Below are 13,147 nucleotides of genomic sequence, written 5' to 3' on the forward strand. Positions count from 1 at the left end.
AAAAAAATCCCCATCGGACGACTCTCCGATGGGGATCTTCCATTCACACCAGCTCGCCGCGCAATTCAGCGCTGCAGACTACCCTGCACGAGCATCCTTTAACGCCGGGAAGCCGGTCAGCGGAACCGTCGCCAAGCAAACGCCTAGTCTTCGAGTTCGGCGATAACCTCGTCGCTGATGTCGGCGTTCGAGTAGACGTTCTGCACGTCGTCGGACTCTTCGAGAGCGTCAATCAGACGGAAGAGCTTGCGTGCACCGTCAGCATCGAGAGCCACCGTGGTAGAAGCGCGGTAGTCCTGATCTGCGGAGTCGTACTCCATTTCGGCATCGACAAGAGCGGTGCGGACATTCATCAGATCGGTAAAGGCGGAGACAACCTCGAACTTTTCGCCCAGGTCGTTGACCTCCTCTGCACCAGCATCGAGAACCGCCATAAGCAGGTCATCCTCGGTCAGCTCGCCCTTCGGCAGCTCGACGACACCCTTCTTTTCGAAGAGGTACGCCACGGCGCCGTTGTCTGCCATGTTGCCGTTGTTCTTGTTGAACGCCGAGCGCACATCGGAAGCAGCACGGTTACGGTTATCGGTCAGGCACTCCACAATCAAAGCGACACTGCCAGGTGCGTAACCTTCGTAGACAATGGTCTCCCAGTCAGCACCGCCGGACTCCTCGCCGGAACCACGCTTGCGGGCACGCTCAATGTTGTCGTTGGGAACCGAGGCCTTCTTGGCCTTCTTAATCATGTCATCGAGGGTGGGGTTACCAGCAGGATCACCGCCGCCGGTACGAGCCGCGACCTCGATGTTCTTGATCATCTTTGCCCACTCTTTGGCGCGCTTGGCGTCATTAGCAGCCTTCTTGTGCTTTGTGGTTGCCCATTTTGAATGACCCGCCATGTGCTAGTTCCTACCATTCCTCTCGTCAATACCCATGTAGATGGGAATTCGTCAGGTGTTCATTATACAAACCGGGGATTTAAATGCCGACAAGCTCTCGCAAAAAGAACTCGTGGAGCCGCGTCTCCCCCGTCGACTCCGGGTGAAAGCTGGTGGCCATCGCAGCCCCCTGCCGTACTCCGACCACTGTACCTGCGGTCTCTCCAGCCGATTCTGGCACCCGCGCTAGCACCTCAACATCATCACCGACACGCTCGACCCACGGTGCGCGAATAAAGGCGGCGTGTACAGGCGGCTGGTCACCACTGATCGCCAGCTGCGGAATATCCAAGTCAGTTTCGAAGGAATCCACTTGCCGGCCAAATGCGTTACGACGGACGGTGATGTCAATCGCCCCCAGGCTAACGGCATCCGGACGGGTATCGAGCACTTCGTCGGCAAGCAAAATCATGCCGGCGCAGGTGCCATATGCCGGAAGGCCATCGCGGAGGGCTTCCCGCAGCGGGTCTTCAAGCTCATTGAAGACCATCAGCTTGCTCATGGTTGTGGACTCGCCGCCGGGCAAAATTAGGCCGCTAAGCCCTTCCAGATCACGGGGCAAGCGCACCTTTCGGTGCGGGACGCCGAGCTGGTCAAGCACATATCCGTGTTCGGCAACGTTGCCCTGAAGAGCGAGGATACCGATTGTTTCCTGTGTCATTAATCTAGGTTCTCACTGCGAGCATCGAAGTTCGTCGCCACTGGCACGGGCTCGACACCCGGGGCCAGGCTTCGGGTCAGCCCTTCCTGCGTGACGACGGCCACGAGCTCGCCCTTTTGGTTAAAGATGCGACCGTGAGTCAATGCGCGACCCGCGTGCGCCGATGGCGAAATCTGGTCGTAGAGCAGCCATTCATCCGCACGGAACGGACGCATAAACCACATCGCGTGGTCGAGGCTGGCTTCCTGGACCTCAACGCCTGGATGCGGAACGAGTGCCGATGACAGCAAAGTCATATCCGACATGTACGCCAGCGTGCAGACGTGGAAGGTCTCGTTATCCGGCAGGCGATCCTTGCACCGGAACCATACCAGCTGCTGGGACGGGGTGTACTTGTTGTGTTCGAACTGATCATCCGGCACTACCCGGATATCCCAGTCCGCCCACTCGCGCATTAGTAGACGACGTGTGTTCGTCATCTCAGAGGTGTCGGTGACCACATCTTCAGGATCTGGCACCTTGCGCATCACGTCAGAGTGCTCGAGTCCCTCATCCCCCTTACGGTGGAAGCTGACCTGCATGACGAAAATCGTACGGCCATCTTGCACAGCTTCGACGGAGCGGTGGCAGAAAGACCGTCCATCGCGAATACGCTTGACCATGTACACCGTCGGGATATGGGGGCGGCCCGGGCCTACAAAGTAGGCGTGGAGGGAGTTCACCGCGAAGGTATTACCCACCGTGCGCGTCGCCGCGACGAGGGACTGGCCGGCAACTTGGCCACCGAAAGTGCGCTGCAGGATTGACTTAATGACTGGGCCACGGAAAATGTCCCGGTCAATCTGCTCCAGATCTAATACCTCGCGGATGTTAGCCATTTTTACCAGCCACGCTCAGCGAGTCGGTGCGGCTGCGGAATCTCGTCGACGTTGATGCCGACCATTGCCTCGCCGAGACCGCGGGAGACATCAGCGATGACCTTCGGATCATCGTAGTGCTGGGTTGCCTGGACGATAGCCTTGGCGCGCTTCTCCGGATCACCGGACTTGAAGATACCGGAACCAACAAAGACACCCTCAGCACCGAGCTGCATCATCATTGCAGCGTCAGCCGGAGTTGCAATGCCACCTGCGGTGAACAGCACGACTGGCAACTTACCGGTCTCAGCGACCTCGCGTACCAGCTCGTACGGTGCCTGCAGCTCCTTGGCGGCAACGTAGAGCTCGTCCGGAGCCATAGAACGCAGACGGTTAATCTCAGCGCGGATGGTGCGCATGTGAGTCACAGCGTTGGAGACATCACCGGTACCGGCCTCGCCCTTGGAGCGAATCATGGCAGCGCCCTCGTTGATGCGGCGCAGAGCTTCACCCAGGTTGGTCGCGCCACAGACGAACGGCACGGTGAAGTCAAACTTGTCGATGTGGTTCGAGTAGTCGGCCGGGGTCAGAACCTCGGACTCGTCAATGAAGTCAACACCGAGGGACTGCAGAACCTGTGCCTCAACAAAGTGGCCGATACGGGCCTTGGCCATAACCGGAATGGAGACGGCATTGATAATGCCCTCAATCATGTCCGGGTCAGACATACGTGACACGCCACCCTCTGCGCGAATATCGGCGGGGACGCGCTCCAGCGCCATCACGGCAGTTGCGCCGGCATCCTCAGCGATCTTGGCCTGCTCCGGAGTAACGACGTCCATAATGACGCCGCCCTTCATCATCTCAGCGAAACCGCGCTTGACGCGTGCGGTGCCCTGCCCGGAGTTGTTCTCAACCGTGCTCAACGAACCCTACTTCCCTAATAAAACTGGTGAATGTGACTGTTTGTAGTCGTTTAACACTATAACGCCTGAACTAGACAGTGCTGTTCATTGAGTCAGAAAACACCGCGAACTTCCAGCACAACAGCGGGTTTTCCCACAATTAAGCCGTTGTCAGTCCATCTGCAACATCGAAATATTCCGGTTCAGGTGCAGTGCCCGCCAGCCGCAGCGCGCGCACTAGCGGCCTGGCTCGCAGTGCTTTCGTATCCGTCACCGCATCATTGTAGAAACGGCGGGCGAGCTCGAGCCGCGTATGGGCGTCAGAAAGCTCAATTGCCATCGTCCGGTCCACGGGCTGTTCCCCATAGAGCGCCACAATTTTCCTAGTCAGTTCGTTTTCCACGTCTGCACGCTGCCCAGTGTTGTTGGCTCTAAGTGGTGTGGCTTCCACCTTCGCCACTACCCCGGCGAGTTCCGGGTAGGCGGCACGAGCGACTGCGGCCCTTCGCCCCAACGCCGCTTCCAGTGAAGAACGCGCCAAGTCCGTGCGAATGTGCATACGGTTCAAACGCGTCGCTGTCGATGAAGCCACCAAACCGCCAACGAGTACGACAATCAGCGCAATGACTAGGACAACGACCCAGATTGGAACGGTTACGTCCACCGAAAACCCACTTTCACTCCGCTGCGTTTAATCAGCTGCCACGACGGAAATCTCTATGGCGCAATGACGACCTTTTCGCCGTCCATGCGCACCGTATCGTACACACGCAGAACGCCGTCGGCGACCTGCGACCAGTCATACTCCCAAGCCCGCTTATGCCCGAGTGCGCGAAGCTCCTCCCCCAACTTTGGCTGCGTCAAAAGGCGTACGACTGCATCCGCAAGGTCTGCGGAGTTACCGTTTTCAAAGTGAAGCCCGTAATGGCCGTCGTCAAGCACGAGTTTGAACGCATCGATGTCGCTGGAGATCACCGGCGCACCCGCCGCCATCGCCTCTACCAGCACGATGCCGAAACTCTCCCCACCACGCTGCGGGGCAATGTACGCATCCGCATCGGCGAGTATTGACGCCTTAGCATCCTCCGACAGTCTGCCGACGAAATGCAGGACATCTGCGTTTCTGCCCGCTTTACGACGAGCTGCCGCGATATCACCATCACCAACGACACAGACCTCAAGCTGTGGAATCTCCGCACGTATTGTTGGCAACGCGTCGAGCAAGACGTCAAAGCCCTTACGAGATTCGTCGAAGCGTCCGAGGAAGACAAGCCGATAGACCCCTTCACGCCGTGGCGGAATCTCAGGCAACGATGAGGCGGCCGGGCAGGACTCGAAATCTCCAACACGGACACCATTGGGAATGAGAACCGGGTCGCCGCCGAGTTGCTCAACCTGCCAGCGACGAGCCACTTCCGAGACAGCGATGCCTCCCCGAATGCGTTCAAGGTACTTCCGCAAAAATGGCGTGGCCAACTTCAATGCTAGGGAGTCCGTCGCCGCAGAGTGATAGGTCGCGACAATCGGCCCGACCGAGTTTACTAACGACAGCATTGAAAAACTGGGCGAATTCGGCTCATGGATATGAAGAATGTCGAAGCTACCCTCCTCAATCCATGTGCGGACTCGACGGCTGGTGCGGGGACCAAAAGATAGCCGAGCGACCGAGCCGTTATACGGAATCGGGATGGCGGCACCACCTCGAACAACGAAATCCGGCACGTCCGCCTGCGCGCTAGCTGGGCCGATAAGACTGACCTCGTGGCCGCGACGGATAAACTCCTCACACAAGTCAATCGCGTGAGCTTGAACCCCTCCTGGGACATCGAACGAGTACGGGCACACCATTCCGATTCGCACGGCTACTTTGACCTCTTCTTATCCGCCGGCCACAGTGGCTGCATCATGTGCCAATCCGCTGGATGCTGGGCAATATCAGATTCAAAAACAGCAGCGATGTCCTGGACGATGTCGGCCAGCTCGCGCCCCTCGGTCGGCACAAATGGATGCGCTACAAAACGCCAACCATCGCGCGTGTAGGACAGGCCCGCGGGCATAAGCCGAGCGCCCGTGTCCTGTGCCAGCTTTGCCGCGCCGACCGGCATTGTCGTCTGCTCGCCGAAAAAAGTGACCGGGACCCCGTGGCCGCCGAAGTCACGATCAGACAGCAGGCACACAACGCCACCTTCTTCCAATCGCTTCTGCAGTTCCGGCATCGCGGGTTTGCCACCGGTAAGCGGGAGGATGTGGAATCCGAGGGATTCGCGGTACTCCACGAAAGCGTCGTAAAGTACCTCTGGCTTCAGCCGTTCCGCCACGGTACTGAACCGACCATGGCGGGAAACGAGCCACATACCTGCCATATCCCAGTTACCAGAATGCGGCAGTGGGATGACGATGGAATCTCCGGCCTCGAGGGCCTCAGCAACTCGTTCGAGCCCATCGCTGGTGGATTCGACCGTGTCTGCCAACTCTGGCGACGCGATGGAGGGCAACCGGAATGCCTCCACCCAATAGCGTAGATAGGAACGCATGGAAGCCCGAATAAGACCTTGCGGCACTTCCTCAGGCGGACAGCCCATAACGCGAGCCAGGTTCTTGCGAAGCTGGCGGGTAGTCGCTGGATTTGCTGCTACACGATCGGCGGCTATGTTGCCGATGCGGTAGGCCACGCGTTCCGGCAGCAGCCCAAAAATCTTCCACCCGGCCATATAGCCGAGCGCAACGAAATCATCTTTCGAGCGAGGCAGGAAGAAACTAGTCATCGTATCCTCCTTTAGTTGTTGGAATCAGCCGAACCCGTGGACTTCGTAGCAGAGTCAGGGTTGATAGATGAACTATCAGCTGCACCTTCTGGCGGGGCGATGGGATCCAACGCTCCTGGCTGCTTAGCCACCATGTACAAGCGCTGAACGACGGTGAATACCGACCCAATCGCCAGGAGCCACATCGCGACGTAGAGGGCATAGTCCACGCCAAGCCCCTGGAGCCCGACGCCAATTAGACCGATAATCAGGCGCTCCGCACGTTCGACGAGACCACCGTTGACCTTGAGGCCGCTAGCCTCTGCTCGAGCCTTAACGTAGGAAATGACCTGGGACGATCCCATGGTAATCAGTGTCAGAATGAGCAGCACTGAATCCGCGCCATGGCGATACACCACCCAATACGCTATCGCCCCGAACAGTGCAGCATCCGTAATACGGTCACAGGAAGCATCCAGCGTCGCTCCGTATTTCGTTCCCCGCCCTCGCAGTCTGGCCATCGTGCCATCGAGCAGGTCAAAAGCAGTGAAAATAGCGATTGACACCGCAGCTGCGAAAAGATGGTTGGTAGGAATCAGGATTACCGCAAGCAGAACGGAAACTACCGTTCCCACCAGGGTGACCGTGTTCGGGCTAATGCCGACCCGCAAAAGTGCAGCGGCAATCGGTTCAACTACTGGGCGGATTGGAGCCCTGCCACGGACACTCAGCATGCTGCCCCATCCTCTTGATTAAGGGCACGCCAGCCGTCGGCAAGCAACTCGCGAGTCTGACGAAGAGCCTGCGGTAACACTTTGGTGCCATCGATCACGGTCATAAAATTGCTGTCACCCGACCAGCGCGGTACGACGTGCATATGCAGGTGATCGGCGACCGAACCGCCGGAGGCTTTGCCCAAGTTGAAACCTACATTGACGGCGTGCGGACGCGAAACCGATTTGAGGGTACGAACCGCATGCTTGGCAAATCGCATCATCTCGGCTGTTTCTTCGTCGGTCAAGTCCTCAAGGTTGGCGACTTCGCGATATGGAACCACCATGAGGTGCCCTGGGTTGTACGGGAACAGATTCAGAACGGCGTACACCCACTCGCCGCGAGCGATAATGAGTGCTTCCTCATCGCTTTGCTTCGGCAAATCAACGAAGGGGTTACGGGATGGCTTGGAGTTATGCACACCACGCTTGACGATGTAATCCAGCCGGTACGGTGCCCATAAGCGCGTGAGCCGATCCGGTTCGCCGTAACCGCTGTCGACGTATACGCCATCAGACGATTCCTGCTGGCCGGCATTGCCCTGCTGCTGCGGAGGCAACTCTTCACTTCCCGACTGATTCACTGCCATCCCCTTCGTTGCGTGGCCGGGTCCCCATTCGAGCCCCGACCACATATATTTCTCTGCTGTAGTTTACGACCTCGCGGTCAACTTCTTTGGATTACCACGCGTGGTTCACCAGTTAAAACAACGCGGTCGAATTAGAGAGCGTTAACGACCTCTAGAGAGCAGAGACATTCTCCTTGTTCGGCTGTTCGTTATTCCGCGAAGCAACCCAATCACAGATGATGTCCACAGCCTTCTCAACTGCCACCCCGTTAATCTGGGTGCCATCGAGGAACCGGAAGCTGACGGCACCTGCCTCAATGTCACGGGCACCAGCCAGAATCATGAACGGAACCTTGGCCTGGGTGTGGTTGCGAATCTTCTTCTGCATGCGGTCATCGGACGTATCCACGTGGACACGGATGCCACGAGACTTCAGCTGTGCAGCAAAGTCCTCCAGGTGTGGGATACAGTCATCCGCAACCGGAATACCAACAACCTGTTCCGGAGCCAGCCAAGCCGGGAAAGCACCTGCGTAGTGCTCCAATAGGACGCCAAAGAAACGTTCGATGGAGCCGAAAAGCGCACGGTGAATCATAATCGGGCGCTTCTTGGTTCCGTCAGGTGCGGTGTACTCGAGCTCGAAGCGCTCCGGCAGGTTGAAGTCGAGCTGTACCGTCGACATCTGCCAAGTACGGCCGATGGCATCGCGGGCTTGGACGGAAATCTTCGGACCATAGAAAGCGGCTCCGCCCGGATCAGGAACGAGCTCGAGGCCAGAAGCATCGGCAACGCGCTGGAGAATAGCTGTGGACTTCTCCCAAATTTCATCCGAGCCGACGAACTTCTTTTCGTCCTTCGTAGACAGCTCCAGGTAGAAGTCATCCAGGCCGTAGTCACGCAGAAGCGAAATGATGAAGTCGAGGACATTAGTAAGCTCTTCTTCCAGCTGATCCTCGGTGCAGTAGATGTGGGCATCGTCCTGCGTAAAGCCACGGGCTCGGGTAAGACCGTGGATAACGCCTGATTTCTCGTAGCGGTAGACGGTGCCGAACTCGAACATACGAATCGGAAGTTCACGGTAGCTGCGACCACGCGATGCGAAAATGAGGTTGTGCATCGGGCAGTTCATCGGCTTGACGTAGTAGTCCTGCGGAGCCTTGGTGCAGTTGCCGTGTTCGTCATATTCGCCGTCGAGCTGCATCGGCGGGAACATGCCATCCGCGTAGAAGTCAAGGTGACCAGACTTCTTGAACAAGTCACCCTTAGTTACGTGCGGCGTGTTCACAAAGTCATAGCCCGCTTCGATATGACGGCGACGGGAGTGCTGCTCCATCTCGTTGCGGATGATGCCACCCTTGACATGGAATACCGGGAAACCAGAACCAATCTCATCCGGGAAGCTGAACAAATCCAGCTCGGAGCCCAAACGGCGGTGATCGCGCTTCTCAGCCTCGAGCATGCGGTCAAGGTACTCGTCTAACGCTTCCTTGGACTCCCACGCAGTGCCGTAAACACGCTGCAGGTTATCTCGAGATTGGTCACCCCGCCAGTACGCAGCGGAAGAACGCGTGATCTTAAAAGCAGGGATGTAACGAGTGGTCGGCACGTGCGGGCCGCGGCAAAGATCAAACCACTCGGTCTCGCCAGTACGCGGATTGACGTTGCGGTAGCCGGTCAAGGTCGTACCTGCACCACCGACGTCGACATTGGCCTCATCATCTTCGGACACCTTGCCGGCCGACTTTTCAACAATCAGCTCGAGCTTATACGGCTCGTCGGCAAGCGCTTCCTGCGCCTGATCGGCAGACTCGAACGCGAAGCGCTCGAATCGCTGACCAGACTTGATGATCTTCTTCATACGCTTTTCGATGCGCTTGAGATCCTCCGGCGAGAAAGGCTCATCGACACGGAAGTCGTAGTAGAAACCATTGTCGATGGCAGGGCCAATGCCCAGCTTCGTCCCAGGGAACTCCAACTGCACGGCCTGAGCCATCACGTGAGTCGCAGAGTGGCGGATGACATCGCGACCGTCCGGAGTATTCGCCGGAACGGGCTCGAAGACGGTTTCCACTTCTGGCTTAAAGGACAGATCCTTCAAATTGCCTTCAGGGTCGCGGACACAAACGATGGCGTCAACGCCCTTGTTCGGGAAACCCAGGTCTCTCATCGCCTCGCCCGCAGAAACTCCTGCGGGCACGGAAAACGGTGCTGGGGTTGCAAATTCTTCTGACACGGCGTGCGTGTACTCCTTTTCAAAGTGTCTTCGAAAATCACATACCTGGTGACCTTCGTCAGTCGTTCACACACTTTACCGCACGGTCAAAACTCAGGCCTCGAAAAGGTCCTGGGCCCAGTACTCCTCCTCAGAAGTTCCTCGTGGCATAACAAACACGGCGGATCCAATGTGGAAAATCCACTGATTGAGACGGTCGTTCTTGGACAGCCGCTCTTGAATCGGATTGAACTGCTCCAACGGGTCCTTCTGGAAACAAATGAATACCAGGCCGGTGTTGGTCTCGAATCGACCATTCGGTTCCGGTGGCAGGTCATAGTTGTAGACCCGTCGCAGAATCCGCTGATTAGGTTTCTCTTTCGGAGGCATTGACAGCGCAACATGGCTGTTCGGATCCGTCAGAGGCAGACCATATTCATCAGTCTTCGCCAGGTCGACGGTCTCAAACTCGTCCTTACCTCCAATTGGCGCGCCGGTGCCGATATCTCGGCCGGTAATAACAGTGCGGCTTTCGCGGTCCAACACATCCCAGCCTGGAATATCCATTTCGATACGGCGGACAACCATCGCTGTACCGCCCCGCAACCAATCCGGACCACTATCAATCCACACCTGCTTGTCGAATTCTTCACGAGTGCGCGGGTTGACCGTACCGTCCTTCTGACCGAAGAGATTGCGCGGGGTCTCGCCTTCCTGCGTAGAACCATTGGCGTGCTGGAAACCAGCTTGCACCCAGTGAACATCCAAATAAGAACCTGCATTTCGGATCATCATTCGGGCCGCATGGGAGACCATTACTGGGTCGTCCGCACAAATCTGCAGGCACAGGTCTCCGCCGTTCCACTCCGGGCGGAGCTCATCGTTAACGTACTTTGGCAGATCTCCCAGCCACTCAGGCTTCTGGTCTTCCCTATCGATGATTGTGAAGAAATTCTCCCCATATCCAACAGTGATAGTCAGATTGGCCGGACTCCCCATGAGCTCAGGTTCCAAGTCCGTTCGAGTAGCCTTGCCGGCTGTCATTCGGCGGGCATCATCCGTCCAGGCACGCATGAGGTTTTGGAGGCGATTGCGATCGACCCCCTTCTTCACGTTGAAGGCAATTAGCCATAGATTCGCCTGTGCGGGCGTCGCAATCCCCGCCTGGTGGGCGCCATCAAAAGGTACGGTTGCTGTCTGCAAAGGCGGTTTCGGCGGCTCTTCCTGTGGACGTTCCAACCCAATCGCCTGGGCTTCCGGCGCCCCCAGGGCGAGCGCTGAGGCTCCTGCGGCGGTGCCGAGCCCGCCAAGAAAACGCCTTCTGGAAAAGCCTTCGGACATTTTGTGCACTCTTACCTTTCTGATTACTTCGAACTGGAACACATGAGATGGCTGGGGATCCGCCAACTCTTCAATAGCTTCAACGCAACCACTGGCCTATCCAATTCGACCGTATCGAAAACCTTTTTCGGAAAAAGAAAAGCGCCGGAGTTCGTTGCATATGCTGCAATAACCTGCCAACTCCAGCGCTTCTGCCACCATTAGATTCAGCTAGTCAATTCCTCGACGTACCTGAGCTCACGCCCGCTTTACGACGAACGATTGCTTGATCAACTTGTCACAAAAATTAGTGGCCCGAGTGATCCATCTCACCGCCACCCATGTGCTCTGGGTTGTTCAGGTCACCGTCATTACCGTAGTCCTCTTCACCTGCTGGCTGGACACGAACCTCAACGTCCTGGGTAATGCTAGAGCCGTCGGAAAGCTCAATGACGAGCTTGTACTCAGCTCCCACATCCATAGCTTCATCATTGTTCATGATCATGAAGTGAGTGCTACCCGGTTCGAGAACGAGTTCGCCATTAGCAGGAATCGTCAAACCTTCCGGCACCTCGAACATCTTGCCGTCCTTGGTATCGTGCTGCTCGAACTTCGTGCCTTCCTTCAGCCCCTCAAGCTTGAAGGAGGAAACCTTGATGTCCTTATCGGTGTTGTTGGTCAGCGTACCGAAGATGGCGGTCATGCCCTTGTCAGCCGGCTTTTCCTTGATGTAGGCATCGGCCAGCTGCACAGCAGCATCACTCTTCTCCATCTGAGAGGTAGCTTCGGTCGCAGCGGAGGTTGCGGACTCAGTCACCTCAGCAGCAGTGTTATCGTCGGACGAGCATCCTGCCAGAGCAAGGGTCAGAGCTGCGGAACCAGCGATCAGTGTAGTTGCAGTGCGATTGAGCTTCATGTGTCTATTTTGCCTTTCGATTAATAACGATGACGACAGCGGCGATGATGACGATGAGTCCACCACCGAGGCCATAAGCCCATAGCGGTATTGACTTCGTTTCCTCGGCGTGCGCACCGGTCTGACGAGATTCTGCCCCGGCTTCGGCTGCGCCAGCAGCATCCGGATCAGCCACTGAAAAAGAGGTCTTTCCTCGGGTGGAGTGACCATCAGAGGAGGTGATTTGGAAACCAATGATGTAGTTACCAGGGCCTGGATTAATATCCTCAGGGATATCCAAAGAGACCTCATTACCCACTACCTCTGGCTCGTGGGAGTACAGGACTTCCTTGGCATCTGCATCACTAATTGCAACGGTGTTGAAATTGTTCTTGGGGTTGCCGGAGAACTTGAGAGAAACGTGGTGCGGAAATTCATCGAGAACCTGCTTGTCGCCTGGGTTAGACGACAGCACGGAATCGTGAGCATGCGCGGGGCCAGCATTAATAACTGACGCACCTGCAAAGACTACAAGCGCCGCAGCAGCGGCTACTGCACGCCGGAAACCCGACTTTGAGAACCGAAACGTTTCGCCTGAAGCGACCCGGGGACTCACTAGAACAGTTCAACTCCTTTAAGCGGGACAGTTCGAGAAGAACAGCAGTAGTCTGACCGCTGCCCTTATACCTATTGTCGGATGGTAGTCCAGAAAAGTTCCCGAGAGGGACGAATATAGTTCAGGTCACACAGCAAAACCCCGGCCGCGCAGTTTTTATACGATGCGTCGACCGGGGTTTTAAATGGTAGTCCCAACTGGGTTCGAACCAGCGACCTTTCCGGTGTGAACGGAACGCTCTTCCACTGAGCTATGGGACTCGGACAGAAAAGCACTAAGCCTTTGCTGCTCTGCGGAATAAGTTAGCACGCGTTTTGGAAGTTTCCCTAATTGGGTTGCATTGCGTTTGCGATTGCGCAGTTCGACGATTTATTACCCCACCGATGGAACTCCATGACGATAGCGACTCGATAGCCCCCAGTAACCAACCCACGAAAGCGAATAAATGACATCGTTGCGATTCAGAGGCATCAAAGGTTGGTCTTTAGCCCTACGCCCACAGGCACAATACAGATGTTCACCTGGTAATTTGTAATCAATCGCACAAGCACGCTAAAGTATCTTTCGCACCGCAAGAGAGCAATTGAGATTCTTCTTCGCTCTCCTTGCAACGTGATGCGGATGTAGCGCAGCTGGTAGCGCATAACCTTGCCAAGGTTA

14 protein-coding genes and 1 tRNA gene are annotated in these 13,147 nt (G+C 56.7%); all 15 read right to left on the bottom strand.

Annotation, left to right across the window (positions count from 1 at the left end; all coding sequences use genetic code 11):
• Positions 1–143 precede the first annotated feature (143 nt).
• A complete protein-coding gene (locus tag ADB02_RS09645) occupies positions 144–896 on the bottom strand; it encodes a YebC/PmpR family DNA-binding transcriptional regulator (RefSeq protein ID WP_049190798.1) in 753 nt (250 codons plus the stop codon).
• Positions 897–975: 79 nt separating this feature from the next.
• Entirely contained in the window at positions 976–1,596 is a 621-nt protein-coding gene (pdxT, locus tag ADB02_RS09650; protein WP_048731318.1) for a pyridoxal 5'-phosphate synthase glutaminase subunit PdxT, read from the bottom strand.
• A complete protein-coding gene (locus tag ADB02_RS09655) occupies positions 1,596–2,474 on the bottom strand; it encodes an acyl-CoA thioesterase (protein ID WP_016422678.1) in 879 nt (292 codons plus the stop codon). The genes pdxT and ADB02_RS09655 overlap by 1 nt, the downstream gene beginning before the upstream one ends.
• Before the next feature lie 2 nt (positions 2,475–2,476).
• Positions 2,477–3,379, bottom strand: coding sequence for a pyridoxal 5'-phosphate synthase lyase subunit PdxS (gene pdxS / locus ADB02_RS09660; protein WP_005511452.1), 903 nt, complete (start codon positions 3,377–3,379; stop codon positions 2,477–2,479).
• A 139-nt stretch (positions 3,380–3,518) separates the two neighbouring features.
• Positions 3,519–4,022 (bottom strand): hypothetical protein, encoded by a 504-nt coding sequence (locus ADB02_RS09665; RefSeq protein ID WP_048731324.1) that lies wholly within the window; start codon positions 4,020–4,022, stop codon positions 3,519–3,521.
• 53 nt (positions 4,023–4,075) lie between these two features.
• Positions 4,076–5,218, bottom strand: coding sequence for a glycosyltransferase family 4 protein (locus tag ADB02_RS09670; RefSeq protein WP_048731326.1), 1,143 nt, complete (start codon positions 5,216–5,218; stop codon positions 4,076–4,078).
• A 2-nt stretch (positions 5,219–5,220) separates the two neighbouring features.
• Entirely contained in the window at positions 5,221–6,123 is a 903-nt protein-coding gene (locus ADB02_RS09675) for a phosphatidylinositol mannoside acyltransferase (RefSeq protein WP_005511493.1), read from the bottom strand.
• An 11-nt stretch (positions 6,124–6,134) separates the two neighbouring features.
• The gene (pgsA, locus tag ADB02_RS09680; RefSeq protein WP_049190801.1) at positions 6,135–6,836 is read right to left on the bottom strand and encodes a phosphatidylinositol phosphate synthase; all 702 of its coding nucleotides are present in this window, start codon (positions 6,834–6,836) and stop codon (positions 6,135–6,137) included.
• Complete coding sequence (locus tag ADB02_RS09685; protein ID WP_005511478.1) at positions 6,830–7,459, bottom strand: HIT family protein; 630 nt, start codon at positions 7,457–7,459, stop codon at positions 6,830–6,832. Before ADB02_RS09685 ends, pgsA begins: the two co-directional genes overlap by 7 nt.
• Before the next feature lie 157 nt (positions 7,460–7,616).
• A complete protein-coding gene (thrS, locus tag ADB02_RS09690; RefSeq protein WP_222865026.1) occupies positions 7,617–9,611 on the bottom strand; it encodes a threonine--tRNA ligase in 1,995 nt (664 codons plus the stop codon).
• A gap of 159 nt (positions 9,612–9,770) precedes the next feature.
• Complete coding sequence (locus tag ADB02_RS09695) at positions 9,771–10,997, bottom strand: Dyp-type peroxidase (RefSeq protein ID WP_040361740.1); 1,227 nt, start codon at positions 10,995–10,997, stop codon at positions 9,771–9,773.
• A 286-nt stretch (positions 10,998–11,283) separates the two neighbouring features.
• Complete coding sequence (locus ADB02_RS09700) at positions 11,284–11,892, bottom strand: copper chaperone PCu(A)C (protein ID WP_049190804.1); 609 nt, start codon at positions 11,890–11,892, stop codon at positions 11,284–11,286.
• Positions 11,893–11,896: 4 nt separating this feature from the next.
• Positions 11,897–12,487: a copper resistance CopC family protein gene (locus ADB02_RS09705; RefSeq protein ID WP_049190805.1), complete on the bottom strand. Its 591-nt coding sequence runs from the start codon at positions 12,485–12,487 to the stop codon at positions 11,897–11,899.
• Between the two features lie 185 nt (positions 12,488–12,672).
• A tRNA-Val gene (locus tag ADB02_RS09710) sits at positions 12,673–12,747 on the bottom strand.
• A gap of 210 nt (positions 12,748–12,957) precedes the next feature.
• Positions 12,958–13,147 (bottom strand): hypothetical protein (locus ADB02_RS11665; protein WP_049193673.1); only part of this gene is annotated, 190 nt, incomplete at its 5' end.

The sequence above is a fragment of the Corynebacterium sp. 212_CJEI genome, from assembly GCF_001055915.1.
Taxonomy (GTDB): domain Bacteria; phylum Actinomycetota; class Actinomycetes; order Mycobacteriales; family Mycobacteriaceae; genus Corynebacterium; species Corynebacterium jeikeium_D.